26 protein-coding genes are annotated in these 25,545 nt (G+C 74.3%); 21 read left to right on the forward strand and 5 right to left on the reverse strand.

All coding sequences use genetic code 11. The annotated features are described in order from the left end of the window. Positions 1-4: 4 nt before the first annotated feature. Genes cobN through cobJ form a run of 5 tightly spaced genes read left to right on the forward strand, consistent with a single transcriptional unit; the run spans position 5 to position 6,831 of the window. Entirely contained in the window at positions 5-3,379 is a 3,375-nt protein-coding gene (gene cobN / locus D3273_RS16305) for a cobaltochelatase subunit CobN (RefSeq protein WP_129227956.1), read from the forward strand. Next, positions 3,376-4,707 carry a precorrin-3B synthase gene (cobG, locus tag D3273_RS16310; protein ID WP_129227957.1) on the forward strand — a complete coding sequence of 444 codons (1,332 nt, stop codon included), beginning with the start codon at positions 3,376-3,378 and terminating at the stop codon, positions 4,705-4,707. The genes cobN and cobG overlap by 4 nt, the downstream gene beginning before the upstream one ends. Further along, entirely contained in the window at positions 4,704-5,330 is a 627-nt protein-coding gene (locus tag D3273_RS16315; RefSeq protein ID WP_129227958.1) for a precorrin-8X methylmutase, read from the forward strand. Before cobG ends, D3273_RS16315 begins: the two co-directional genes overlap by 4 nt. Beyond that, entirely contained in the window at positions 5,327-6,058 is a 732-nt protein-coding gene (locus D3273_RS16320) for a precorrin-2 C(20)-methyltransferase (RefSeq protein WP_129227959.1), read from the forward strand. Before D3273_RS16315 ends, D3273_RS16320 begins: the two co-directional genes overlap by 4 nt. After that, positions 6,055-6,831, forward strand: coding sequence for a precorrin-3B C(17)-methyltransferase (gene cobJ / locus D3273_RS16325; RefSeq protein WP_129227960.1), 777 nt, complete (start codon positions 6,055-6,057; stop codon positions 6,829-6,831). The genes D3273_RS16320 and cobJ overlap by 4 nt, the downstream gene beginning before the upstream one ends. On the opposite strand, the gene D3273_RS16330 is transcribed toward cobJ, so the two are convergent. Further along, complete coding sequence (locus D3273_RS16330; protein ID WP_129227961.1) at positions 6,813-7,562, reverse strand: cobalt-precorrin-6A reductase; 750 nt, start codon at positions 7,560-7,562, stop codon at positions 6,813-6,815. The two genes, cobJ and D3273_RS16330, sit on opposite strands and share 19 nt — an antisense overlap. A 17-nt stretch (positions 7,563-7,579) precedes the next feature. On the opposite strand from D3273_RS16330, the gene cbiE reads away from it, so the two are divergent. Genes cbiE through cobM form a run of 3 tightly spaced genes read left to right on the forward strand, consistent with a single transcriptional unit; the run spans position 7,580 to position 9,983 of the window. After that, complete coding sequence (gene cbiE / locus D3273_RS16335; protein WP_129227962.1) at positions 7,580-8,785, forward strand: precorrin-6y C5,15-methyltransferase (decarboxylating) subunit CbiE; 1,206 nt, start codon at positions 7,580-7,582, stop codon at positions 8,783-8,785. Continuing rightward, the gene (locus D3273_RS16340) at positions 8,782-9,222 is read left to right on the forward strand and encodes a cobalamin biosynthesis protein (protein ID WP_165359523.1); all 441 of its coding nucleotides are present in this window, start codon (positions 8,782-8,784) and stop codon (positions 9,220-9,222) included. Before cbiE ends, D3273_RS16340 begins: the two co-directional genes overlap by 4 nt. Beyond that, complete coding sequence (gene cobM, locus D3273_RS16345; protein ID WP_129227963.1) at positions 9,219-9,983, forward strand: precorrin-4 C(11)-methyltransferase; 765 nt, start codon at positions 9,219-9,221, stop codon at positions 9,981-9,983. Before D3273_RS16340 ends, cobM begins: the two co-directional genes overlap by 4 nt. 32 nt (positions 9,984-10,015) lie before the next feature. Here cobM and D3273_RS16350 read toward each other — a convergent pair whose 3' ends face one another. Then, positions 10,016-11,104 (reverse strand): cobalt-precorrin-5B (C(1))-methyltransferase, encoded by a 1,089-nt coding sequence (locus D3273_RS16350; RefSeq protein ID WP_129227964.1) that lies wholly within the window; start codon positions 11,102-11,104, stop codon positions 10,016-10,018. A gap of 56 nt (positions 11,105-11,160) precedes the next feature. Between D3273_RS16350 and cobA the strand changes: the two genes are divergently transcribed. From cobA to D3273_RS16365, 3 genes are all read left to right on the forward strand, one after another. After that, the gene (cobA, locus tag D3273_RS16355; protein ID WP_245501214.1) at positions 11,161-11,964 is read left to right on the forward strand and encodes a uroporphyrinogen-III C-methyltransferase; all 804 of its coding nucleotides are present in this window, start codon (positions 11,161-11,163) and stop codon (positions 11,962-11,964) included. Beyond that, the gene (locus D3273_RS16360) at positions 11,961-13,358 is read left to right on the forward strand and encodes a cobyrinic acid a,c-diamide synthase CobB (RefSeq protein WP_129227965.1); all 1,398 of its coding nucleotides are present in this window, start codon (positions 11,961-11,963) and stop codon (positions 13,356-13,358) included. The genes cobA and D3273_RS16360 overlap by 4 nt, the downstream gene beginning before the upstream one ends. Positions 13,359-13,455: 97 nt before the next feature. Further along, positions 13,456-14,259 carry a class II glutamine amidotransferase gene (locus D3273_RS16365; protein ID WP_129227966.1) on the forward strand — a complete coding sequence of 268 codons (804 nt, stop codon included), beginning with the start codon at positions 13,456-13,458 and terminating at the stop codon, positions 14,257-14,259. A 127-nt stretch (positions 14,260-14,386) separates the two neighbouring features. Here the strand turns inward: D3273_RS16365 and D3273_RS16370 are convergent, their stop codons facing one another. Beyond that, positions 14,387-15,130: an SDR family oxidoreductase gene (locus D3273_RS16370; protein ID WP_129227967.1), complete on the reverse strand. Its 744-nt coding sequence runs from the start codon at positions 15,128-15,130 to the stop codon at positions 14,387-14,389. A gap of 218 nt (positions 15,131-15,348) precedes the next feature. Between D3273_RS16370 and D3273_RS16375 the strand changes: the two genes are divergently transcribed. From D3273_RS16375 to D3273_RS16405, 7 genes are all read left to right on the forward strand, one after another. Beyond that, positions 15,349-15,600 (forward strand): hypothetical protein, encoded by a 252-nt coding sequence (locus D3273_RS16375; protein WP_129227968.1) that lies wholly within the window; start codon positions 15,349-15,351, stop codon positions 15,598-15,600. Positions 15,601-15,800: 200 nt separating this feature from the next. After that, positions 15,801-15,935 carry a 50S ribosomal protein L34 gene (gene rpmH, locus D3273_RS16380; RefSeq protein WP_129227969.1) on the forward strand — a complete coding sequence of 45 codons (135 nt, stop codon included), beginning with the start codon at positions 15,801-15,803 and terminating at the stop codon, positions 15,933-15,935. 32 nt (positions 15,936-15,967) lie between these two features. Next, positions 15,968-16,480, forward strand: a complete 513-nt coding sequence (gene rnpA, locus D3273_RS16385) for a ribonuclease P protein component (RefSeq protein WP_129227970.1) — start codon at positions 15,968-15,970, stop codon at positions 16,478-16,480. 72 nt (positions 16,481-16,552) lie between these two features. Then, complete coding sequence (gene yidC / locus D3273_RS16390) at positions 16,553-18,400, forward strand: membrane protein insertase YidC (protein WP_129227971.1); 1,848 nt, start codon at positions 16,553-16,555, stop codon at positions 18,398-18,400. A 1-nt stretch (position 18,401) separates the two neighbouring features. After that, positions 18,402-19,100, forward strand: coding sequence for a ribosome biogenesis GTP-binding protein YihA/YsxC (gene yihA / locus D3273_RS16395; protein WP_129227972.1), 699 nt, complete (start codon positions 18,402-18,404; stop codon positions 19,098-19,100). Positions 19,101-19,148: 48 nt separating this feature from the next. Then, a complete protein-coding gene (gene argB / locus D3273_RS16400) occupies positions 19,149-20,042 on the forward strand; it encodes an acetylglutamate kinase (protein ID WP_129227973.1) in 894 nt (297 codons plus the stop codon). Continuing rightward, complete coding sequence (locus D3273_RS16405) at positions 20,039-20,842, forward strand: pyrimidine 5'-nucleotidase (protein WP_342634273.1); 804 nt, start codon at positions 20,039-20,041, stop codon at positions 20,840-20,842. The genes argB and D3273_RS16405 overlap by 4 nt, the downstream gene beginning before the upstream one ends. 118 nt (positions 20,843-20,960) lie before the next feature. Here D3273_RS16405 and efp read toward each other — a convergent pair whose 3' ends face one another. Next, positions 20,961-21,527 carry an elongation factor P gene (gene efp / locus D3273_RS16410; RefSeq protein WP_129227974.1) on the reverse strand — a complete coding sequence of 189 codons (567 nt, stop codon included), beginning with the start codon at positions 21,525-21,527 and terminating at the stop codon, positions 20,961-20,963. A gap of 115 nt (positions 21,528-21,642) precedes the next feature. Here efp and epmA point away from each other — a divergent pair, with 115 nt between their 5' ends. Continuing rightward, positions 21,643-22,719, forward strand: a complete 1,077-nt coding sequence (epmA, locus tag D3273_RS29220) for an EF-P lysine aminoacylase EpmA (RefSeq protein ID WP_245501210.1) — start codon at positions 21,643-21,645, stop codon at positions 22,717-22,719. Continuing rightward, positions 22,716-23,741: a lysine-2,3-aminomutase-like protein gene (locus tag D3273_RS29225; protein WP_165359524.1), complete on the forward strand. Its 1,026-nt coding sequence runs from the start codon at positions 22,716-22,718 to the stop codon at positions 23,739-23,741. Before epmA ends, D3273_RS29225 begins: the two co-directional genes overlap by 4 nt. 29 nt (positions 23,742-23,770) lie before the next feature. Here the strand turns inward: D3273_RS29225 and D3273_RS16420 are convergent, their stop codons facing one another. After that, positions 23,771-23,986, reverse strand: coding sequence for a hypothetical protein (locus D3273_RS16420; protein ID WP_129227975.1), 216 nt, complete (start codon positions 23,984-23,986; stop codon positions 23,771-23,773). A 309-nt stretch (positions 23,987-24,295) separates the two neighbouring features. Between D3273_RS16420 and D3273_RS16430 the strand changes: the two genes are divergently transcribed. After that, positions 24,296-25,531, forward strand: coding sequence for a GGDEF domain-containing protein (locus D3273_RS16430; protein ID WP_129227976.1), 1,236 nt, complete (start codon positions 24,296-24,298; stop codon positions 25,529-25,531). The last annotated feature ends 14 nt before the right edge of the window (positions 25,532-25,545 follow it).

The following is a 25,545-nucleotide window of genomic DNA, read 5'->3' on the forward strand; positions in this document are numbered from 1 at the left end:
GACCATGCACCTGCTGCCCCTCAGCTCCGGAACGCTCGACCCCGCCCCGGCGGCGGTCGACCTCGCCCAAACGCCGGCGGACGTCGTCGTGCTGTCCTTCTCGGACGGCGACCTCGCCGCCCTGGCGGCGGCGGTGGAGGGCGGCTCCGGCCTGCCGAGCCTGCGGCTCGCGGCGTTGAAGGGGCTCGGCCACCCGTTCTCGGTGGACCTCTACGTCGAGAAGGTCGCCGCGCGGGCGCGGCTCGTGATCGTTCGCATCCTCGGCGGGCTCGACTATTGGCGCTATGGGCTGGAGGAGCTCGGCGCCGCGGCGCGCCGGCACGGCTTCCACCTCGCCGCCGTGCCGGGCTGCGAGCAGCTCGATCCCAGGCTCGACGCGCTGTCGACCCTGCCCGAGGCGGACCTGCGCCGGCTGTGGCTGTATTTCCGCGAAGGCGGGCCGGAGAACCTGCGCCAGGCGATGCTGTTCGCGGCGTCGCGCATCGGGCGGGACGCCGCCTGGCGCGAGCCCGAAGCGCTGCCGGCGGGAACCGTCGTCCCGTCGCTGTGCCGGCCGGCCGGCCCCGCGCGCGCCGCCCGTCGCGCATCCGGCGCGGCATCTTCCCCCGGCGGGGCAGGGGCGGCGGCAGCCGTCGCCGGAAACGGCCCCCACGCCCTGATCGCCTTCTACCGCTCCGCGCTGCTGGCCGGCGACACCGCCCCCGTGGCGGCGCTGGCCGACGCGCTCCACGCCCGCGGCGCCCGCGTCACGGCCTTCGCGGCGTCGAGCCTCAAGGACGACGGGGCCGCCGACGCGCTCGCCGCGCTCCTCGCCGCGGACCCGCCCGACGTGGTTCTGAACGCCACCGCGTTCTCGGCGCGCCGCGGGGGCGGCGGCACGGTGCTCGACGGCGCCGACGCGCCCGTGCTCCAGGTGGTCCAGTCCGGCAGCGACCGCGACGCCTGGTCCGCCAGCGACCGCGGGCTGCGCGCCGCCGACCTTGCCATGAACGTCGTCCTCCCCGAGGTCGACGGCCGGGTGCTCGCGGGGGCGATCTCGTTCAAGGAGGCCGGCGCGCCCGACCCCGAGCGCGAGTTCTCGCCCATCCTGCATCGGCCCGACCCCGAGCGCGTCGCCCACGCGGCCGACCTCGCGCTGGCCTGGGCGCGGCTGCGCGGCACGCCCCGCGCCGGGCGCCGCCTCGCGCTCGTCATGTCCGACTATCCCGGCAAGGCTGGGCGCGGCGGCTACGCGGTCGGGCTCGACGCGCCCGCCAGCCTCGCCGGCATCGCGGCCTCGCTGGCCGGGGCCGGATATGCGATCGACCCGATCGCCGATCCCGCGGCCCTGATGGCGCGGCTCACCGCCGGCGACCCCGCGCCCGTTCTGTCGCTCGACGCCTACCGCGCGGCTTTCGCGCGGCTGCCGGCGGCCTTCCGCGACGCCGTGTCGGCGCGCTGGGGCGATCCGGCCGCCGACCCGGACAGCCGAAACGGCGCCTTCGCGTTCCGCCACCACCGCGCCGGCGCGATGGTCTGCGCCGTGCAGCCGGACCGCGGCCACGCCGCCGACCGCCGCGCCGACTACCACGATGCCGCGCTGCCGCCGCGCCACGGCTACCTCGCCTTCTACGTCTGGCTCCGCGACGCGGAGCGGGTCCACGCGATCGTGCATCTCGGCACCCACGGCACGCTCGAATGGCTGCCCGGCAAGGCGGTGGCGTTGTCTTCCGCCTGCGCGCCCGAAGCGGTGCTCGGCCCCGTGCCGCTGGTGTATCCGTTCATCGCCAGCGATCCCGGCGAAGCCGCGCAGGCGAAGCGCCGGGTCGCCGCCGTGACGGTGGGGCACCTCACGCCGCCGCTCGCCGCCGCCGGCACGCACGGCGCCACGGCCGAGCTCGAAGCGCTGTTCGACGAATACGCGGAAGCGCAGGGGCTCGACGCCCGCCGCGCGCGCCTGCTCGGCGCCGCCATCCTCGACCGCGCGCGGGACGGCGACCTGCTCCTCGACTGCGGCGTGGGGGCGGATGCCGCGCCCGAGGAAGCCCTGGTGCGCCTCGATGCCTGGCTATGCGACTTGAAGGAGGCCCGCATCGGCGATGGCCTGCACGTCTTCGGCGCCGCCGCGACCGGCCGCGGCGCACCCTTCGACGCCTGCTCGGCCTCCGAAACCGCCGGCCTGCTGGCGGCGCTCGACGGGCGCTTCGTCGCCCCCGGCCCTTCGGGCTCGCCGGCTTCGGGGCGGGCCGACGTGCTGCCGACGGGGCGCAACCTGTATTCCGTCGATCCCCGCGCCGTGCCGACCCGCACCGCCTACGAGATCGGCATCCGCGCGGCGGCCGAGTTCGCCACCCGCTACGCCCAGGACCACGGCGACTGGCCGCGCCGCCTCGTCATGGACCTGTGGGGCAGCGCCACCATGCGGACCGGCGGCGACGACCTCGCCCAGGCCCTCGCCCTGATGGGCGTGCGGCCGCGATGGCACGCCGGCTCGACCCGCGTCGACGGGTTCGAGATCCTGCCCGCCGCCCGCCTGGAGCGGCCGCGCGTCGACGTCACGCTGCGCATCTCCGGCCTGTTCCGCGACACCTTTCCCGACCAGATCGCCCTGTTCGACGCCGCCGTCCACGCCGTCGCGGCGCTCGACGAGGACGACGGCTGGAACCCGCTCGCGGCCGCGCGCCGCGCCGGCGCCGGCGCGCTCGACCGCGTGTACGGCGGCGCGCCGGACCGGTACGGGCTCGGCGTCGCCCGAACCGTCGCGGCCGGCGCCTTCGACACCCGGGCCGAACTCGGCGAGCGCTACCTCGCCGGCACCTCGCACGCTTACGCGGGCGCCGACGCGTCCGGCCGGGCCTCGCCGGGCTTCCGGGACCGGGTGGCCGACGCCGACAGCTACCTCCACGTCGCCGACCTGCCGGAGGTCGACGTGCTGTCCTCCGACACCTTCGCCGAGCACGAGGGCGGCTTCGCCGCCGCCGCTTCGGCGCTGGGCGCGACACCGGCGCTGTATCACGCCGACGCGACCCGGCCCGGCGTTCTCGCGGTGCGGACGCTGTCCGAGGAGGTGGCGCGGGTCGTGCGGGCGAGGGCCGCCAACCCGCGCTGGGTCGCCGGGCAGATGCGCCACGGCTTCCGCGGCGCGGCCGAGATCGCCGAAACCGTGGACGCCCTGTTCTGCTTCGCCGCCACGTCGGACGCGGCGCCGAGCCGCCACTTCGACCTGCTGTTCGAGGCCACGCTCGGCGACGAGGCGGTGCGGAGCTTCATGGAAGGGTGCAACCCCGCCGCCGCCCGCGCGGCCGCGGACCGGTTCGGGCAAGCGCATGAGCGCGGCTACTGGCACGCGCGCCGCAACTCAACCGGGGCGATCCTGGCCGAGATGAGGGCGGCGGGGTGAGGGGCCACGCGTCTTCGAGCGCCGCGGGAGCGCCGGCGGCCCTGCGCGTCGGCTGGTGCCCAGGGGCGCTGCGCCCGATGATGAGCCGCGACGGCCTGATCGTGCGGGTGAAGCCGCGCGGCATGGCGCTGCGGGTCGACCGCGCTTCCGGCATCGCCGCCGCGGCGCTGCGCCACGGCAACGGGCTCATCGACCTCACGGCGCGCGCCAACCTGCAGATCCGCGGCGTGACGGAGGCGAGCCTGCCGCCGCTCACCGTCGAGCTCGACGCCCTGGGCCTGCTCGACGCGGATGTCGGCGCCGAAGCGCGCCGCAACGTCGTCGCCAGCCCGCTGATGGGGCTCGACCCGTCGTCGGCCTTCGACGTGCGGCCGGCCGTGGCGGCGCTGGAAGCGGCGCTCGCCGGCGCGGCGGGGCTCGACGCGCTGCCGTCGAAGTTCGGCTTCGCGGTGTCGGACGGGGGCGCGACGGCGCTCGACGGCGTGTCGGCCGACGTGCGCTTCGAAGCGCTGCCGGGCGGGCGCTTCGCGGTGCGGCTCGACGGGCAGGGCGGCGCCGAAGCGTCCTGCGCGGCGGGCGCCGTGGCGGAGGTGGCGCTGCGGCTCGCCCGCGCCTTCGTCGAGGCGTCGGCGTCGGACGGAGCGCTGCACCGGATGCGCGACCTCGTCGCCTCGGCCGGCGCGGGCGCCGTCCTCGGCGGCGCGGGTGTCGACGGCCCCGACCCGGCCGCATCCCTTTCGCCGCGCTCCCCGGGCGACGGGGAAAACGCGGCGGCAACGCGGCCCCGGCGTGTCGGCCGCCTCGCCGTCGCCGACACCTTGGGCGTTGCGGCGCCCTTCGGCCGGCTCGACGCCCTGCGGCTCGACGCCCTCGCGCGCGCCGCCGCGCGCGCCGGGGCGGTCGAGCTGCGGCTGACGCCCTGGCGGGCCGTCCTGGTGCCCGGCGTCGATCCCGCCGCCCTCGACGGCCTCGCGGCCGAATGTGCCGCGGCCGGCTGGATCGTCGATCCGTCCGACCCGCGCCTGCGCGTCGCCGCCTGCGCGGGCGCGCCGGGCTGCGGCCGCGGCACCACGCCTGTGCTCGACGACGCGGCCGGGCTCGCCGGGCTGCTCGGCCCCGGTGGGGGCGGCATCGCCCTGCACGTGTCCGGCTGCGCCAAGGGCTGCGCCCATCCGGCGGCGGCGCCGCTGACCCTGGTGGCGTCCGGGGGGCGCTACGCCCTCGTGGCCGCCGGAACAGCCTCCGACGCGCCCGTCGCCGCCGGGCTCGACGCCGCCGAAGCGCGTCGCCTGCTCGAAACCCTCCTCCACCTGGACCGTCGCCCGTGACCTACGACTACATCCGCGACGGCGCCGCCATCTACGCCAAATCCTTCGCCATGATCCGCGCCGAAGCGGAGCTGCGCGCCTTCGATCCCGCCGAGGAGCCCGTGGCGGTCCGCATCGTCCACGCCTGCGGCATGGTGGAGGCCGCCGCCGACATCCGCTTCACCCCCGGCGCCGTCGCGGCCGCGAAGGCGGCGCTGCGGGCCGGCGCCCCCGTGCTCTGCGACGTCCGCATGGTGGCCGACGGCGTGACCCGCCGCCGCCTGCCGGCGGGCAACGAGGTGGTGTGCACGCTGAACGACCCCGCCGTGCCCGGCCTCGCGGCCGACCTCGGCACCACCCGCACGGCGGCCGCCGTCGAGCTGTGGCGCGACCGGCTCGCGGGCTCCGTGGTGGCGATCGGCAACGCCCCCACGGCGCTGTTCCACCTCCTGGAGATGATCGCCCGCGGCGCCCCGATGCCGGCCGCGGTGATCGGCATGCCGGTGGGCTTCGTCGGCGCGATGGAATCCAAGGAAGCGCTGCTCGACTTCGGCCGCGTGCCGGCGCTGGTGGTGCGCGGCCGCAAGGGCGGCAGCGCCATGACGGCCGCCGCCGTCAACGCCCTGGCGAGCGACGAGGAATGAGCGCCGCCGGGCGCCTGACCGGCGTCGGCCTGGGGCCGGGCGACCCGGACCTGCTGACCGTCAAGGCGGTGCGGGCCCTGGAAGCCGCGCCCGTGGTGAGCTACTTCGCCAAGCGCGGCCGGCGCGGGGTCGCCCGCGCCATCGCCGACCGCTGGCTGCCGGCCGGCGTCGAGGAGCTGCCGCTGCATTATCCCGTGACGGTGGAGATCCCCTTCGACCATCCCGACTACGTGGCGGCGCTGTCGGGCTTCTACGCCGACGCCGCGGAGGCCCTGGCCCGGCACCTCGCGGCGGGGCGCGACGTGGCGCTGCTGTGCGAAGGCGACCCGCTGTTCTACGGCTCGTTCATGCATCTCTACGTGCGGCTCCGGGAACGCTTCAGCTGCGCGATCGTGCCCGGGATCACCGGCATGTCGGGCTGCTGGACGGCGGCCGGCGAGCCCATGACCTGGGGGGACGACGTGCTGACGGTCGTGCCGGGCACGCTCGCGGCCGGGCCGCTGAGGGCGCGCCTCGCGTCCGCCGACGCCGCCGTGGTGATGAAGCTCGGCCGCAACCTGCCCAAGGTGCGGGCCGCGCTGGCCGAAGCCGGGCTGCTGGAGCGCGCCGTCTACGTCGAGCGGGGCACCATGGCGGCCGAGGTGGTGATGCCGCTGACCGAAAAGCGCGACGACGAGGCGCCGTATTTCTCCGTCGTGCTGGTGCCGGGGCGGGGGCGGCGGCCGTGACGGCCGCAGCCGCGGCGGCGGGTTCCCTCGCGGTCGTGGGCCTCGGCCCCGGCCCGGCCGGCTGGCTGCTGCCCGAGGCCGAGGCCGCCCTGGCCCTGGCCACCGACCTTGTCGGCTACATCCCCTACGTGGCCCGCGTGCCCGAGCGGGCGGGGCTCGCCCGCCACGCCTCCGACAACCGCGTCGAGATCGACCGCGCCCGCCACGCCTTCGCGCTCGCGCTGGACGGGCGGCACGTCGCCGTCGTGTCGGGCGGCGACCCCGGCGTCTTCGCCATGGCGGCGGCGGTGATCGAGGCGCTCGACGCGGAGCCCGCCTTCCGCGCCGTGCCGCTGCGGATCGTGCCGGGGCTCAGCGCCATGATGGCGGCCGCGGCCCGGCTCGGCGCCCCGCTGGGCCACGACTTCTGCGCGATCTCGCTGTCGGACAACCTCAAGCCCTGGGACGTCGTGCTGCGCCGGCTGGGCACCGCGGCCGAGGGCGATTTCGTCCTGGCGCTCTACAACCCCGCCTCCAAGGCCCGGCCGACGCGGCTCGGCGACGCCTTCGCGCACCTGCGCAGCTTGAAGCGCGGCGCGACCCCGGTGGCCTTCGCCCGCGCAGTCGGCCGGCCGGACGAGCGCCTGCACCTGACGACGCTCGGCGACGCCGACCCGGCGCTGGTCGACATGGCGACGCTGGTCATCGTCGGCTCGAGCGAGACGCGGTGGGTCGAGGGCGGGGCCGGGCGGCGCTGGATGCTGTCGCCGCGCAGCTACGGCGCGCCGCGGTGACCCTCGATCCAGCCGAGCACCTCGGCCAAGGTGTCCGCCTCGCGCCGCCGGCCGGCCGACCGCGGCCGGTCCACCATGACGACGCGCAGGCCGAGGCTCCGCGCGGCGCCGAGCTTCGCCGCCGCGGCATCGCCGCCGCTGTTCTTGGTCACCACGGCGTCGATCCCTTCGCGCCGCATCAGCGCGACCTCGTCGTCGAAGCGGAAGGGGCCGCGATCGAACAGCACCGCGCTGTCGGGCGGCAGGTCGGCGGGGTCGGGCGGGTCGATGGTGCGGATGACGTAGCGGTGCCGCGGCGCCCCGCGGAAGGCCGCGAGGCCGAGCCGGCCGACCGTCAGCAGCGCCGCGATGCGGTCGGGCCCCAGCGCCGCCGCGGCGGCGTCGAGGTCGGGCACGGCCGTCCACCGGTCTCCGGGTTCGGGCGCCCAGGGCGGGCGCGTGAAGGCGAGGAGCGGCACGCCCGCGGCCGCGCAGGCCGCGACCGCGTGGGACGAGATGCGGGCCGCGAACGGGTGGGTGGCGTCGACCACCGCGGCCACCCGTTCCCCCCGCAGGTGGTCGCGCAGGCCCTCCATGCCGCCGAAGCCGCCGATCCGGTGCGGGATCGGGGGCAGGGCGGGCGATCCCGTGCGCCCGGCGAGCGACAGCACGGGGGCGATGTCGCCCCGACCCGCCAGGGCGCGGGCCAGCGCCGAGGCTTCGGTGGTGCCGCCGAGGATCAGAAGGTTCATCGCCGGGGGTGGCTTCCATGAGGGCGGAACCCTGGCTGACGCTGGTCGGCATCGGCGAGGACGGGCGCGCGGGCCTGAGTGGTGGCGCGCTGGACGCGCTCGCGCAAGCCGCGCTGGTCGTCGGCGGGCAGCGCCACCTCGCGCTCGCCGGCCCGTTCGCGGCCGAAACCCTGGCCTGGGCGTCGCCGATGGACGCCACCTATCCGGCGATCCTGGCCCGCCGCGGCGCGCCGGTGGCCGTGCTGGCGAGCGGCGACCCCTATTGCTACGGCGTCGGCGCCGCCCTGGCGCGCCTCGTGCCGGCGGCCGAAACCCGCTGCTTCCCGCAGCCATCCGCCTTCTCGCTGGCGACGGCCCGGCTCGGCTGGGCGGCCCAGGACTGCGAGATGGTGTCGCTGTGCGGGCGGCCGGTGGAAACGCTGGTGCCGGCGCTTCGGGCGGGCGCCCGCGTGCTGGCGCTGTCGGCGGACGCGTCGACGCCGGGCCGGGTGGCCGACCTCCTGTTCCGCCGCGGCTTCGGCGCGTCGGCCATCACCGTGCTCGAAGCCATGGGGGGCCCGCGCGAGCGCGTCCGCTCCGCCGCGGCGGATGGGTTCGCGCTCGACGGCGTCGACGCGCTGAACACGCTCGGGATCGCGGTCGCGGGGCCCGGGGCCGCCCTGTCGTCGGCGCCGGGCCGCCCGGATGCGCTGTTCGAGAACGACGGGCAGATCACCAAGGCGGACGTGCGCGCCGTCACGCTGGCGCGGCTGGCGCCCCGGCGCGGCGAGGTGCTGTGGGACGTGGGTGCCGGGTCGGGCGCGGTCGCGATCGAGTGGATGCTGGCCCACCCGGCCAACCGCGCCCACGCGGTCGAGCGGCACGCGGGCCGGGGGGCGCGGATCCGGAGCAACGCCGCGGCGCTGGGCGTGCCCGGCCTCGCGGTGGTCGACGGCGAAGCGCCGGGCGCCTTGGACGCCCTGCCGGCGCCGGACGCGGTGTTCGTCGGCGGGGGCGCGACCGCGCCGGGGCTGCTCGACGCCTGCGCGGCGGCGCTGCGGCCGGGCGGGCGGCTCGTCGTCAACGCCGTCACGATCGAAACCCAAGTCCTGCTGATCGAGCGCTTTCGGCGGGACGGCGGGGCGCTGACGACGCTCGGCGTCGCCCAGGCCGACGCGGTCGGCGGCTTCCACGGCTGGCGCGCCGCCATGCCGGTGACGCAGTGGACCTGGGTGAAGCCGTGAGCGCGGACGCGCTGTCCCCGGACGGGCGCAGGGGCGCGCGCCTCGCCGTCGGGCTCGGCTTCCGCAAGGCCGCGACGGCGGAAACCCTCGCGGCCCTGGTCGGCGACGCCCTGGCCCGCCTCTCCGGCGACGTGGCGGGACTGCCCGTCACCCTCGCCACGATCGCCGAAAAGGATCGCCCCGCCCTGCGCGCCGCCGCGGGGCGGCTCGGCCTGCCCGTGGCGATCCTGCCGAAGTCCGCCCTCGCCGGCACGGAAGACCGCATCACGGTCGCGTCCGGGGCCGCCCGCGCCTGCCTGGGCATCCCGTCCGTGGCCGAAGCCGCGGCCCTGGCGGCGGCGGGGCCCGGCGCGCGCCTCGTCGTGGCCCGCATCGCGGTCGCCGACGCCACCTGCGCGATCGCGCTCTCGGAACTGCCCGCGCCGGAGGCGACATGACGGTCCACTTCATCGGCGCCGGCCCCGGCGCGCCCGACCTCATCACGCTGCGCGGCCGCGACCTGCTGGCCCGCTGCCCCGTGTGCCTGTTCGCCGGCTCGCTCGTGCCGCGCGCGCTGCTCGATCATTGCCCGCCCGGCGCCCGCATCGTCGACACCGCGCCGCTCGACCTCGATCGGCTCGCGGCCGAGTTCGCCGCCGCCCACGCGGCGGGGCAGGACGTGGCCCGGCTCCATTCCGGCGACCTGTCGGTGTGGAGCGCCATGGGCGAGCAGCTGCGGCGGCTCCGCGCGCTCGGGATCCCTTTCACGGTCACCCCCGGCGTGCCCTCCTTCGCCGCCGCGGCGGCGGCGCTCGGGGCGGAACTGACGCTGCCCGAGGTGGCGCAGTCGGTGGTGCTGACGCGCACGTCGGGCCGCGCTTCCGCCATGCCCGAGGGCGAGCGCCTGGCGAGCTTCGCCGCCACCGGCGCCACGCTGGCGATCCACCTGTCCATCCACGCGCTCGATCGCGTCGTGGCGGACCTGTCGCCGATCCACGGCGCCGACATGCCGGTGGCGATCGTGGTGCGGGCGTCCTGGCCGGAGGAGCGGATCGTGCGCGGCACGCTCGGCACCATCGCCGGGCTGATGGCGGCCGAGCCGGCGGAGCGCACCGCGCTGATCCTGGTCGGCCGGGCGCTCGACGCCACGGCTTTCCGCGACAGCGCCCTCTACGACGCGGATTACCATCGCCGCTTCCGCGGGGGGACGGGGCCTTGACGGCGCCGGGCCCGGCGGGCGGAAGGCCAGCCCTACCCGCGATCCCCCGATCCGGCGCGGGCCACCAGGCGCCCGGTGCGGTCGAACAGCACCACGTCGAGGCCCGCCGCCCGCCCGAGGCAGGCCGCCGCCGTGCGCCGCGCGGCTTCGGCGACGGCGGAGCCGAGGTCGACCCCGTCCCCTTCCGCGAGGTCGAAGGCTTCCGCGGCGGTGTTGCAGGTCAGGACGGCGGCGGCGAGCGCGTCCCCGGCGCCGGCGCCGCGCGCCCGCTCCGCCAGCCAGCCGCGGTCGATCTCGCCGCGCTTCGAATGGAGGTCGAGCAGGCCCTGGGCGAGCTTGGTCATCTTGGCGACGCCGCCCGCGACCGTGATGCGGTCCACCGGGTGCCGGCGCAGGTATTTCAGCATGCCGCCGACGAAGTCGCCCATGTCGATCAGCGCCGGCTCGTCCAGCCCGTAGAGGGCGCGCACGGCCACCTCGGAGGTGTTGCCGGTGGCGCCGGCCACGTGGCCGAGCTTCAGCGCCCGGGCGACGTCCACCCCGCGGTGGATCGTGTCGATCCAGGCCGCGCAGCTGTAGGGCACCACGATCCCCGTCGTGCCGAGGATCGACAGCCCGCCGACGATGCCCAGGCGCCCGTTCAGCGTCCGCTCGGCGATGAGCGCGCCGCCGGGGATCGCGATCTCGACCTCCGCGTCGGGCGAAACGCCCAGCCGCAGCGCTTCGTCGGCGATCGCGGCCCGGATCATGCCGCGCGGCACGGGGTTGATGGCCGGCTCGCCGGGCGGGAGGGCCAGGCCGGGGCGCGTCACCGTGCCGACGCCCTCGCCGGCCCGGAACAGGATGCCGCTGCCGGCCGGCGCCGGCCGCACCGTCGCGAGCACGAGGGCGCCGTGGGTCACGTCGGGGTCGTCGCCCGCGTCCTTCACCACGCCGGCCCGGGCGAAGCCGGGACCGCGCTCGCTCGTCGCCAGCGCGAAGCTCGGGCGCGCGCCGCCCGGCAGGGCGATTTCGACCGGGTCGGGGAATCCGGCGCCGTTGAGGGCCGCGAAGGCGGCCCGCGCGGCCGCGGTCGCGCAGGCGCCCGTGGTCCAGCCGCGGCGGAGGGTGGCGTCTGTCATGCCGCCATCATGTATGGTGCCGTCCCGCCGACTCAAAGGACTTCAGATTGCCGGCCCTGACCGACCCGCTCGCCGCCCTCGCCGCCGCGGGCGCCTTGCCGCCCTTCGCGCCCGGCACCGTGTGGCTGTGCGGCGCCGGCCCGGGCGACCCCGGCCTCCTCACGCTGCACGCGCTGCACGCGCTGCGCACCGCCGACGTCATCGTCTTCGACGCGCTGGTGTCGGACGGCGTCATGGCCTTCGCGGGAAACGACGCCGCGCGCGAATTCGCGGGCAAGCGCGGCGGCAAGCTGTCGCCGAAGCAGGGCGACATCACCGACCGCCTGATCGAGCTGGCGCGCGACGGCAAGCGCGTGCTGCGGTTGAAGGGCGGCGACCCCTTCGTGTTCGGCCGCGGCGGCGAGGAAGCGCTCGACCTCACCCGGGCCGGCGTGCCGTTCCGCATCATCCCCGGCGTGACGGCGGGCATCGGCGGCCTCGCCTATGCGGGCATCCCCGCCACCACGCGCGACACCAACACCGGCGTGATCCTCATGACGGGCCACCTCGCCAAGGCGGACGCGCCGCGCGACTGGGCCGCGATCGCCCGCACCGGCCTGCCGGTGATCCTGTACATGGGCATGACGCACCTGGCCGACATCGCCGCCGGGCTGATCGCCGGGGGGCTTTCGCCCGACACACCCGTCGGCATCGTGTCCGACGCCACGACGCCGCGCCAGCGCGTGCTCGAAACCACGCTGGCGACGGCCCGCGCCGACGCCGACCGCGACGGGTTCAAGTCGCCCGCCATCGTGGCGGTGGGGTCGATCGTGGCGCTGCGGCGGCACCTGGCCGAGGGCATGATCGGGGTAGCCCCATGAGGCCGCCGAACGGCGGGCCGCCGGACGGCGCCGCGCCGGGCGTGATGATCGCCGCGACCCGGTCGGGGTCGGGCAAGACGGTGCTGACGCTCGGGCTGATGCGGGCGCTCGCCCGGCGCGGCTTCCGGGTGGCCGGGCGCAAGAACGGCCCCGACTACATCGATCCCGCCTTCCACGCCGCCGTCACGGGCCGGCCGAGCTACAACCTCGACAGCTGGTCCATGCCGGCCGACCTGCTCCGCCGCCTGGCGCGCGCGGAGGATGCCGACCTCGTGGTCTGCGAAGGCTCGATGGGCCTCTTCGACGGCGTGCCGGCCGGGGACGGGCAGGGCGGGTCCTCGGCCGACGTCGCGGCGCTGACGGGCTGGCCCGTCGTCATGGTGCACGATTGTTCGGGGCAGTCGCAGTCAGCCGCCGCGATCCTCGCCGGCTGCGCCGCCTACGACCCCCGCATCCGCGTCGCGGGGGTGATCCTCAACCGCGTCGCCAGCGAGCGCCACCGGCGGCTGGTGTCGGACGCCATGGCGCGCGTCGGCATGCCGGTGCTGGGCGCGGTGCCGCGCACCGACCGGCTGGCGCTGCCGGAGCGGCACCTCGGGCTGGTCCAGGCGGGGGAAACCGGCGACCTCGACGCGCGGGTCGAAGCCGCGGCCGACGTGGTGGCGGAGCACGTCGACCTCGACGCGCTGGTGGCGCTGCTCCGGCTCCGGGACGCGCCCGCTCCGCGTTTCGCGGGCACCGGCGGCCCGGCGGAGGCGGAAGGGTCGGGGGGAGCGTCGGCGCCCCTCGCCCCGCCCCTCGCCCCGCCCGGCCGGCGCGTCGCGGTGGCGCGGGACGACGCCTTCTCGTTCCTGTACCCCCACGTGGTCGACGGCTGGCGGCGCGCCGGTGCGGACCTCGCCTTCTTCTCGCCCCTCGCCGACGAGCCCCCGCCGGCGGATTGCGACGCGTGCTGGCTCCCCGGCGGCTATCCCGAGCTCCACGCCGGCCGCATCGCCGCGGCGGCGCGCTTCCTCGGCGGCCTTCGCGCCTTCGCCCGCACCCGCCCGGTCCACGGCGAATGCGGCGGCTACATGGTGCTGGGCCAGGGGCTCGTCGACGCCGCGGGCACCCGCCACGCCATGGCGGGGCTGCTCGGGCTCGAAACCAGCTACGCCCGGCGCAAGCTCCACCTCGGCTACCGCGACGCCGTCACGCTCCACCGGTCCGCGCTGGGGCCGGCCGGCACGCGGCTGCGCGGCCACGAGTTCCATTACGCGTCCATCCTCGACCTCGGCGGCGACCCTGCGCTGGCCGAGGCCGGCGACGCCTACGGGAGCCCGCCGGCCCCGACCGGGACCCGTCGCGAAAATGTCACGGGAACCTTCTTCCACGCGCTCGCGGCGAGGGTGTGAGCGTTAAAACTTCCGTCATGTTTAAGGCCCTGTTAATTTTCGGAGCGCGATTCTAGACACGCGAAACCAGTCCCGACCGCGCCGCGAGGTGTCACCCATGTGCCGATGGATCGCCTATCAGGGTGAGCCCACCTTCCTCGACGCGCTCGTCGCCGAGCCCGCCCATTCGCTGATCGCGCAGTCGCTCTGCGCCGCGGAAGCCAAGGTGGTCACCAACGGCGACGGTTTCGGCATCGGCTGGTACGGCGACCGCGACCGCCCCGGCGTGTATCGCGAGGTGCGCCCGGCCTGGTCGGACGAGAACCTGCGCAACCTGTGCCACCAGGTGAAGGCGTCGCTGTTCTTCGCCCACGTCCGCGCCTCGACCGGCCCCGCCATCGCGCGCGCCAACTGCCACCCCTTCACGGTCGGTCGGCTGATGTTCATGCACAACGGCCAGATCGGCCAGTTCTGCGCCATCAAGCGCCGCGTCGAGGCGATGATCCCCGACGACCTGTACCATCACCGCTCGGGCACCACCGATTCCGAGGCGCTGTTCCTCGCCGCCTTCGCCCACGGCATCGCCAGCGACCCGATCGGCGGCATGGCGGCGACGCTGCACGCCGTTCACGGGCTGATGCTCAAGGCCGGCCTGCGCGAAGCGCTGCGCTTCACCGCCTGCCTGACGGACGGCACCGACCTTTACGCCTTCCGCTGGGCGTCCGACGGCCGCGCGCCGACGCTCTACTGGCGGCAAACGAACGGCAACCTCGTCGTGGTGTCGGAGCCGCTCGACGGCGACCGCACGCAGTGGACGGAGGTGCCCCAGGGCTGCGTGCTCGTCGCGCGCAACGGCCGCCCCGCCGTCCTGCACGGGCTCGACGAGGCCATCGCGGGCAGCCGGGCCGCGAAGGCGGCCTGAAACCAGCGGTCGGAGATTTCGGCCGGCGCGAGCGCGCGCCGCCGCCCGTGGGGCGCCAAGCCCCTTCGGCGTTTCGAGCCGGCGAGGGTTCGGCCCCGACGGGAGCCGTCGCGCTTCCGGGGCCCGCTCAGCGTCCCCCGGCCACGTCCAGCACCGCGCCCGTCGTGTAGGACGACGCGGGGCCGAGCAGCCACAGCACGGCGGCCGCCACCTCCTCCGGCCGGCCCGCCCGGCCCATCGGGGTGGACGCGCCGAGCCGCGCGGCCCGGTCCGGCTGCCCGCCGCTGGCATGGATCTCCGTTTCGATCAGGCCGGGGCGCACCGCGTTGACCCGGACGCCTCCGCCCGCCAACTCCTTGGCGAGCCCGACCGCCAGCGCGTCGAGCGCCGCTTTCGATCCCGCATAGTCGACGTATTCGAAGGGCGCGCCCAGCCGCGGCGCCGCGGACGACATCAGCACGATCGATCCTCCCCGCCCGCCGCGATCGCGCGGCATCAGGCGTGAGGCTTCGCGGGCGCACAGGTAGGCGCCGAACACGTTGACGTCGAACATGCGCCGGAGCCGGCCCGCGTCCATGTCGGCGAGTCGGCAGGACGGTGCTACGATCCCCGCATTGACCACCACGCCGTCGAGCCCGCCGAGGAGCGTCGCGGCGTCTCCGAACACGCGGACCACGTCGGCCTCGACCGAAACGTCGCCGCGGACCAGCACGGCGCGGGCGCCGCGGCCCTCGACCTCGGCCGCGGTGGCCCGCGCCGCCGCCTCGTCGGCGCGATAGTTGATCGCCACCGACCATCCGGCTTCGGCGGCGAGGAGGGCGGTGGCGCGGCCGATGCCTCGCGCCGCGCCGGTGATCAGGACGCTGCTCATGGAGGCAGGGGACGATCGCCGCGTCCCAGGGTCAAGCCCCGCGCCTCGCCGGCCCGCGCCTGACGTGTATAAGCTTCCGCTCATCTCCCGTTCATCAAGATTTTCCGGTGCAAGGCCGTGGACGATACTTGCGCGGTCCGAAGTCCGCCCCAATCTCGGTGGCGCGCGCCACCCCGGCGCGCCGCCCGATTCGGGCGATTCGACCGAGGACACTGAACATGCGTGGACTGATCGTCTCTGCCCTGTGCGCCGGCGCTCTCCTGGCCGCCCCCGCGACCGCCGAAGCCCGCGGCTGCATCAAGGGCGCCATCGTGGGCGGCGTCGCCGGCCACGCGGTGGGCCACGGCATCCTGGGCGCCGTCGGGGGCTGCGCGGCCGGCCGTGCGATGGCCCATCGCCGCCCCGTGCCGGCCGCCGCGCGCCCCATGGCGCCGGCCGTCGCCCCGACGATGGCGCCCGTCGTTCGCTGACGCCGTCCCGCGCCTCGGCGTCGATTGACTTCGCCGGGGCGCGGACCTTATATGCGCCACGAATTTCGAGCCTGTCGGCACCTCGCCGCGGGCTTTCGGCGCGTTTCGGCGCGCCCCGGAATCGACAGCGACAGAATCGGGGCCGCCGTTCAACGCCGACAGGGCGCGAGCTGCCCTTCGGGTGACAACGGAGCAGCACAGTGAAGCGGACCTACCAACCCTCCAAGATCGTGCGCAAGCGCCGCCATGGCTTCCGCGCCCGCATGGCCACGGTCGGCGGTCGCCGCATCATCGCGGCTCGCCGCGCGCGCGGCCGCAAGCGCCTGTCGGCCTGAGCCGAAGCGCCGTGTCGGGCTCCGGAGCCGGGATGCCGGACGGGTCCGACCCACGGCCGGGGGGATCGGCCGTCGCGAGGGCTCCTGCGGCCTCGCCGGCCCGCCTCAAGATCCGCCCCGACTTCGTCAGGGCATCGAACGGCGGCCGGGTGCACAGCCGCTCCCTGTCGCTTCAGGTTTATCGCCGCGGGGACCGGGACGCCCCGGTCGAAGGGTGCCGCGTCGGCCTGACGGTGACCAAGAAGGTCGGCAATGCCGTCGAGCGCAACCGCGTGAAGCGCCGCTTCCGCGAAGCGCTGCGCGCGCCGGCCCTGGCGACGAAGCCCGACCACGATTACGTGATCGTGGCGCGGCGCGATGCCCTGTCGGCCCCCTTCGCGTCCCTCGTGGGCGAATTGCGGCGCTGCCTCGGCGACGCCGCTTCGGGCCGGTCCAAGGCCGGCCGCCCCCGCGGTCCTGCCGCAGCGGGTCCCCGTCGCGGCAAGGGGGATGCGCCGCCCCGGGCGACGGGCGGGGCCGAAACCCGCCCATCCCCATCGAAATGACGTTTCTTTCGCGGAGGCCCGCCGTCCTGCCGGACGCGCCGGCCGTGCGGACTCGAGCCAGCGTGACGCACCATGAAAGATGACAACAGAAACGTCTACGTCGCGATCGCCCTGTCCATCCTGGTGATCATCGGCTGGCAGTTCTTCTACGGCTATCCGCAGATGCAGAAGCAGCGGCAGGCCCAGCAGGCCGCCGCGGCCCAGGGCGTGCAGCCTTCCACCCCCGTGACGCGCAACGCCGCCGCGGCCGACGACGCGCTGGCGCATGTGCCGGCGGGCTCGCCGCCCAACGGCGCCGCGTCGCAGCCCGCCGCCGGCATGGCGCCGGTCGAGATCATGAAGACCCGCGCCGAAGCGGTGGCGGCCAACCCCCACGTCGTGATCGACACGCCCGCCATCGCGGGCTCGATCGACCTCAAGGGCGGCCGCATCGACGACGTGTCGTTGAAGGACTACCACGAGACCACCGACAAGGCGTCGCCGATCATCGAGCTGTTCTCGCCCTCGAACGGCCCACACCCCTATTACGCCGAGACCGGCTTCGTCGCCGGCGCGGGCGACAAGGTCGCTCTGCCGGGCCCCGGCACCGTTTGGACGGCCGACGGCGACAGCCTGACCCCGGCGAAGCCGGTGACGCTGACCTGGGACAACGGTCAGGGCCTGGTGTTCCACCGCGCCATCTCGGTCGACGACCAGTACATGTTCACCGTGAAGGACTCGGTGACCAATTCCGGCGCCGCGCCGGTGACGCTGCTGCCCTACGCGCTGATCTCGCGCCACGGCACGCCCGTGACGTCGAACTATTCGGTGCTGCACGAGGGCCTCGTCGGCGAGATCGGCGACAACCGCGAAGCGGACATCACCTACGCCGCCATGGACAAGGAGACGGGCAACAGCCGCGTCCTCGAGGGCAGCGGCGGCTGGCTCGGCATCACGGACAAATATTGGGCCGGCGTGGTCGCCCCCGAACAGGACGTGGCCTTCAAGGGCACCTTCTCCTCCTACGCCGACAACGGCAACCGCGACTACCAGACCGACGCGCTGCTCCCGGCCCGCACGGTCGCCCCCGGCGCCACCAGCGACGTGACCACCCACGTCTTCGCCGGCGCCAAGGTGACGGCGGTGCTGAACAAGTACGAGAAAGAGTACGGCATCCGGAACTTCGGCAACCTCATCGACTGGGGGTGGTTCTACTTCATCACCAAGCCGTTGTTCCAGGTTCTCGACTGGTTCTACAAGCTGACCGGCAACTTCGGTGTGGCCATCCTGATCGTCACGGTGCTGATCAAAGGCCTCTTCTTCCCGCTCGCGAACAAGTCCTATGCCTCCATGGCGCGGATGAAGCAGCTCCAGCCGCAGCTGGCGGCCCTGAAGGAGCGCTTCCCCGACGACAAGCAGAAGCAGCAGGAAGCCACCATGAAGCTCTACCGGGAGCAGAAGGTGAACCCGGTGGCGGGCTGCCTGCCGATGGTCATCCAGATCCCGGTCTTCTTCGCGCTCTACAAGGTGATCTTCATCACCATCGAGATGCGGCACGCGCCCTTCTTCGGCTGGATCCACGACCTGTCGGCGCCGGACCCCGTCCACGTGCTGACGCTCGGCGGGCTGCTGCCGATCGCCGGCTACCTGCCGAGCTTCCTGCTGATCGGCATCTGGCCGGTGATCATGGGCTTCTCCATGTTCCTGCAGATGAAGATGAACCCGGAGCCGCCGGATCCGGTGCAGAAGCAGATGTTCTCCTACATGCCGCTGATCTTCATGTTCATGCTCGGGACGTTCCCGTCGGGGCTGGTGATCTACTGGACGTGGAACAACACGCTGACGGTGATCCAGCAATACCTCATCGCCAAGCGTCAGGGCGCCAAGGTCGAGCTGTGGGACAACCTCGCCGGCACGTTCCGCCGGCCCCGGAAGGCCTGAGGTGGACGGGCTCGCGGCTTCGCCGCAGGGGGAGGCGGCGCCCCCCGCCGGCGAGCGGGACCTCGTCGAAGCGGGGCGGCTGCTCTTCGCCCGGGAATGCGTCTTCGTGGCCGGCGCGCCGGACGTGTCGGCGCTGCCGCCCCTCGGCCTGCCCGAGATCGCCTTCGCGGGCCGGTCCAACGTCGGCAAGTCGTCGCTCGTCAACGCCCTGACGGGGCGCAAGACCCTGGCCCGCGTGTCGCACACGCCGGGCCGCACGCAGCAGCTCAACTTCTTCGACCTCGGCGGCCACCTGGGCATCGTCGACATGCCGGGCTACGGCTACGCGGCGGTGTCGAAGGCCAAGATCGCCGACTGGACGGCGCTGGTGGAGCAGTACCTGCGCGGCCGCACCACGCTGCAGCGCATCTTCCTTCTCGTCGACGGCCGCCACGGCCTGAAGGAGGTCGATCGCGAGCAGATGACGGACTTCGACCGTGCCGCCGCGTCCTATCAGGTGGTGCTGACCAAGGCCGACGAGCTCAAGGCAGCGGAGCGCGCGTCGCGCGTCGCCGACACGCAGGCGGCGCTGCTCAAGCATCCCGCGGCCTTTCCGCATGTCATCCTCACCTCGTCCCAGACGGGCGCGGGCGTGCTGGACCTGCGCGAAAGCGTGGCGCGCCTGCTGGCCGAGCGCGGGGCGCTTCCGCTAAAGATCTGATCTGCGCGGCCCCGCGCCGCGCCCCAGCCACGGATGGATCGCTGAACCATGACGGACGTGGAACGAGGCAGCCCGGCGGAACGCGCCGAAATCCTGACCCAGGCCCTGCCGCACATGCTGCGCTACGACGACGCGATCGTCGTGGTGAAATACGGCGGCCACGCCATGGGGGACGAGGCCACGGCCCGCTCCTTCGCGCGCGACATGGTGATGCTGGAGCAATCCGGCGTGAACCCGGTCGTGGTGCACGGGGGCGGCCCGCAGATCGGCGCCATGCTGAAGAAGCTCGGCATCGAGTCGCACTTCGCCAACGGGCTGCGCGTCACCGACAAGCCGACGATCGAGATCGTCGAGATGGTCCTCTGCGGGTCCATCAACAAGCAGATCGTCGGCTTCATCAACGCCGAAGGCGGCCGGGCCATCGGGCTCTGCGGCAAGGACGGCAACATGGTGACGGCCACCAAATACGAGGTGCCGGTGGACGCCAACGCGGACGGCGACCACGGCGTCGACCTGGGCTTCGTCGGCGACCCGTCGAAGGTCGACACGACGGTGCTGGACCAGGTGCTGGGCCGCGAACTGATCCCCGTCCTGGCCCCCGTGGCGCAGGGCGCCGACGGCGCCACCTACAACGTCAACGCCGACACCTTCGCGGGCGCCATCGCAGGGTCGCTCAAGGCCAAGCGCCTGCTGCTGCTCACCGACGTGCCGGGCGTGCTCGACGAGGACAAGAAGCTCATCAAGGAGCTGTCGGTCGACGCCATCCGCGACCTGATCGCCGACGGCACCATCACGGGCGGCATGATCCCCAAGGTGGAAACCTGCATCTACGCGCTGGAACAGGGCGTCGAGGGCGTCGTCATCCTCGACGGCAAGGTGCCTCATTCGGTGCTGCTGGAGCTCCTGACCGACCACGGCGCGGGGACGCTCATCACCCGGTGACCGCCGCCCCGAGCGCGGCCGCGGTCCGCGCCGTCGTGGCGCGCGCCGAGGCGGCCGAGCGTGAACTGTCCGCCCCGCACCCCCTGCCGGAGCGCGTGAAGGCGCGCTTCGCCGCGGTCGACACCTGGGTGTTCGACCTCGACAACACGCTCTACCCCGCCGGCAGCCCCGTCTGGCCCATGATCGACGAGCGCATCACGCGCTGGCTCGCCGACCTGATGGGCATCGACGGCCTGACGGCGCGCGGCCTGCAGAAGTACTATTACGGCCGCTACGGCACGACGCTGAAGGGGCTGATGGAAGACCACGCGATCACGCCGGACGCGTTCCTGAGCTTCGTGCACGACATCGACCGGACGTCCCTGGCGCCCAACCCTGCGCTGGTGGAGGCGATCCGGGCGCTGCCGGGGCGCAAGCTGATCCTCACCAACGGGTCGCGCGAGCACGCCCTGCGCACCACGGAGCGGCTGGGCTTTGCGGCGGACAGCTTCGAGGCGGTGTTCGACATCGTGTCGGCCGACCTCGTGCCCAAGCCGGAGGCGGCCACCTACGACCGCTTCTTCGAACGGCACGGCGTGGACCCGCGGCGATCCGCGATGGTCGAGGACCTGGTGAAGAACCTGCGCGTGCCGCACGAGCGCGGGATGGCGACGCTGCTGGTGGTGCCGCCTGCCGCGACGGTCGACAACCGCGAGCCCTGGGAGCGGCTGGGGGCCGAGGACGCCACCGTGGACGCCGCGACGGACGACCTCGCGGCCTTCCTGGTCGGGCTGGAACTGGGGCTGGCCCGGGGAAGGTGAGCGCCGTCTCGGCTTCGGGACGCGGCGGCGGGAGAGGGGTGGGCACCGCCCGCGCCCACCGCCCCTCCTCCGGCGCCGCGCGCCACCTCCTCCCCGGGGGGGAAGAGGCGTGGCGGGATCAGTCCTTGGCGCGCTCGACGTAGGTGCCGTCTTCCGTCTGGATGACGATGCGGGTGCCGGGCTGGATGTGCGGGGGCACCATGGCGCGGGCGCCGTTGCTGAGCTTCGCGGGCTTGTAGGAGGAGGACGCCGTCTGGCCCTTCATGGCCGGCTCGGTTTCCACGACCTCGAAGGTGACGCGCTGGGGCAGGGTGGCCGACACGGCGGTCTCGTTGAAGATCGACAGCTGGACCTTCATGTTCTCTTGCAGGTACTGCGCCTGGGTGCCGAGCACGTCGGTGGACACCACGATCTGCTCGTAGTTCTCCTCGTTCATGAAGGTGTAGCCGTCGGCGTCCTGGTACAGGTACGAGAAGTTCATGTCCTCGACGTGGGCGCGCTCGACCTGCTCGGTGGTCTTGTAGCGGTCCGACACCTTCACGCCGTCGCTGATGCGGCGCATGTCGATCTGGGTGGTGGGCGTGCCCTTGCCGGGGTGGAAGGACTCGGCGCTGAGGACGGCGTAGAGCTGCCCGTCCTTCTCCAGGATGTTGCCCTTGCGAACCGAGCTGGCGATGACTCTCACGGGTGCTTGACCTTCAGAAAATTGCTAAACGGTCCGGGGATGGTTCACCGGACGCGCGATCGGCCGGCACCATACCGTTTTTCTCATCCGTGACCAGAGTTTCGAGCCCCGCCGCTTGCCCGCACCCGTCCCAGCTTCCATCGCCCGCCCCCCTGCGACGTCGCCGGCCTGGGCACCGCACGTCTATGCCGACCGGCGGCCGTTCCTGGTCGCCCGCAACCGGGTCGCCGCGGCGCTCCGGCGCTGGTTCGACGCGGAAGCCTTCCTGGAGGTCGACACCCCCATCCTGCAGCGCTCGCCCGGCAACGAGGCCCACCTCGAAGCCTTCGCGACCGAGCTCATCGGGCCGGACGGCGCGGCGCGGCCGCTCTACCTCCACACGTCGCCCGAGTTCGCCATGAAGAAGCTGCTCGCCGCCGGCGAGCCGCGGCTCTTCACGCTCGCGCGCGTGTTCCGCAACCGCGAGCGTTCGTCGACCCACCACCCCGAGTTCACCATGCTCGAATGGTACCGCGCCGGCGCGCCCTATGGAGACCTGATGGCGGATTGCGCGGCGCTGCTGCGCGCCGCCGCCGAGGCGGCGGGCTCGACCCGCTGGACCCATCGCGGGCGGGACTGCGACCCCCGTGCCGAGCCCGAGCGCGTGAGCGTCGCCGAAGCCTTCGCGCGCCACGCCGACATCGACCTGCTCGCCACCCTCGACGGGGCGTCGCCGGACCGCGGCGCGCTGGTGCGGCAGGCCGAGGCGGCGGGCGTGCCCTGCGCGGCCGACGACACGTGGTCGGACGCGTTCAGCCGCGTCCTGTCCGCCTGCGTGGAGCCGCGGCTCGGGCTCGGGCGGCCGACGATCCTCGACCGCTATCCCGCCCCCGAGGCCGCGCTCGCCCGCCCCTCGCCCGACGATCCGCGCACGGCGGAGCGCTTCGAGCTCTACGCCTGCGGGGTCGAACTCGCCAACGGCTTCGGCGAGCTCACCGACGCCGCGGAGCAGCGGCGCAGGTTCGAGGCCGCCATGGCGGGCCGCGCCGCGCGCGGGCAGGACAGCTACCCGATCGACGAGGATTTCCTCGACGCCCTCGCCGCCATGCCGGACGCGTCCGGCATCGCGCTCGGCTTCGATCGCCTGGTGATGCTGGCGGCGGGAGCCCCGTCGATCGAACGCGTGCTGGCGCTGCCGGTGGCGGGCGCGTGACGGCGACGCTGCGGGGCCCCGCCGACCTCGCCGCCGCGGGGCTGATCGGCGCCGGGCAGGCTGCCGCGCTGGGGCCCGTGGCGGAGCGCTACGCCGTCGCGGTGTCACCCGCCATGGCGGCGCTGATCGACCCCGCCGACCCGGACGACCCGATCGCGCGCCAGTTCGTGCCGAGCCCTGCCGAGCTCGACCACCGTCCCGAAGAGCTCGCGGACCCGATCGGCGACGCGGCCCACAGCCCCGTGCCGGGCATCGTGCACCGCTATCCCGACCGGGTGCTGCTGACGCTGCTCCACGTTTGCCCGGTGTATTGCCGGTTCTGCTTCCGGCGCGAGCGCGTGGGGCCGGGGGCCGACGCCGTGCTGCCGCCGGACCAGGCCGAGGCGGCGCTCGACTACATCGCGGCGCGCCCCGCCATCTGGGAGGTGATCCTCACCGGCGGCGACCCGCTGGCGTTGTCGCCGCGCCGCATCGCCGGCGTGATGGCGCGGCTGGCCGCCATCGACCACGTCAAGGTGGTTCGCTTCCACACGCGGGTGCCCGTTGTGGCCCCCGAGGGCGTGACGCCGGGGCTGGTCGAGGCGCTGCGGGCTTCGGGCAAGGCCACCTATGTCGGCATCCATTGCAACCATCCGCGCGAACTGACCGACGCGGCGCGGGACGCCTGCGGCCGGCTGATCGACGCGGGTCTCGCGCTGGTCAGCCAAACGGTGCTGTTGCGCGGCGTCAACGACGACGCGGGCGTGCTGGCGGCGCTGATGCGGCGCTTCGTCGAGCTGCGCATCCGGCCCTACTACCTCCACCACGGCGACCTCGCGCCCGGCACGTCGCACCTGCGCGTGCCGCTGGCGGAAGGGAAGGCGCTGATGCGGGCGCTGCGGGGCCGCGTGTCGGGCCTGTGCCAGCCCACCTACGTGCTCGACATCCCGGGCGGCCACGGCAAGGTGCCGGTGGGGCCGGATTACGGGGGCGAGGGCGTCGTGACGGACCCTTGGGGCGTGTCGCACCGATACGAGGGCTGACCCGGCCCGCGGCCGCGCGCGGGGCCGCGTCACATCAGGTCGTTGAGGATGGCGAAGTCCTCGGCGGCCCGGCGCGCGGCTTCCAGCACCTGGAGCGGCGTGCTGATCGGCAGGTCCTTCGCGGTTCCGCTCAGGCGCGGCGGCCGGCGGGTGGCGTGGAGCTCGGCGAGCGGGAAGGTGAACCGGTGGCCGTCGTCGCTCGACACCTCCAGGCGGTCGCCGTTCGGAGTCACCGTGAAGTCCATGCGCGTCCCCCCGATGTGGCGCGAACAGTCTGCCACGCCGGCCCGGGACGAAATGAGGCGGCGCCGTGCGCGAGGCCGGTGCGCCGCGTGTGAGGACGCTCGCCGCGCGGCATCGGGCGGCCGAAGGTGGAACGCGAGGGTGGTGTCGGCCGCGTCCCGCTCGCCCCGTCACCGCCCGCGTCGGCGAAGCGCGACGTTCACCACATGCCGTTTCAGCCCGGAGATCCGATCAAATCGAACGATGTCGGCAACACCGCCTCCATGGCGGGACGCTATGGCTGGACGACGCCACCGGAAGGGTTTTGAGGCATGGGGGATCGATCCAACGGCATAGCGGCCGCCGACATCGAACGTGCCCTGGAGGGCGGCTTCGCGTCGTTCCGCCTGCCGGCCGACATCGAGGCGCTCTACAGGGAGGACACCGTCGCCGAGCAGCGGAGCTCGGTGGCCCTGAACATGATCGTCGTCGTGCTGTTGTTCGACTCCTTCGTCCTCAACGATTATTTCATGCTGCGGGACGACTTCACCGTCTACCTGATCGGCAAGTTCCTCGTCGTCACGCCGGTCTGCCTCCTGTGCGTGGCGATGCTGAAGCGGGTGGCGAGCTACCAGTTCGCGCTGTGGCTGTTCTGCGTGACGTTGGCCGGCACGCTGTCGGCCATGCTGTACGTCAGCGGCGGTGCGTATCGCGGCAACTATCTGTTCGGCCTACTGCTGATCATGGTCGGCGCGGTCGCGCTGACGCGGCCGGGCCTGCGCTGTGCCCTGTCGGCCATCCTCGTCCAATGCGCCTGCTTCGCGACGCTCCTCTTCGCCACCGACATCGTCCCGCCCGAGGGGCGGGTCGTGAACCTCCTGTTCTGCCTGAGCAGCAGCGTCATCGCGGCCTTCACCGGCTACGCGTTGGAAACCGTCAACCGGCGGGCCTTCCTGTTGAAGCTGCGGGTGCAGCTGCTGAACCGCGATCTCCAGGCCGCGGCCGTCACGGACCCCCTCACGGGCCTCGGGAACCGCCGCGCGTTCGAGGAGGCCACGCAGGCGCACTGGTCCCGCCCGTCGTGCGAGGGCGCCTGGGTGTCGCTGGTCCTGATCGACGTCGACTTCTTCAAACTCTACAACGACACCTACGGCCATGCCGCCGGCGACACCTGCCTCGAGCGGGTCGCCGGCCGCGTGCTCGACGAGATCCGCGGGAGCCGGAACCTCGCGATCCGGTTCGGCGGCGAGGAGATCGCGGTGTTCATGCCCGGCAAGGACTTCGCCCAGGCGCACCGCTTGGCCGAGGCGATCCGGCAAGGCATCGTCGCGGCGGCGATACCGCATTCGGCGGTGGGGCCGGACGGCATCCTGACCGGAAGCTTCGGCGTGGCGAGCGCCCTCACGGGGGACTGCACGGCGCTCGACCTGTTCAAGCGCGCCGACGCCGCCCTCTACGCGGCCAAGCGCAACGGCCGCAACCAGGTCTGGCCCGCCAGGATCGGGACGTGGACGGCGCCGGTCGAGATCGAGTGGGGGGCCCGTTCGGCCGGCCGCATCGTGGCGTGAGGGCGGGGGCCGGC

The sequence above is a fragment of the Lichenibacterium minor genome (assembly GCF_004137685.1).
GTDB lineage: Bacteria > Pseudomonadota > Alphaproteobacteria > Rhizobiales > Beijerinckiaceae > Lichenihabitans > Lichenihabitans minor.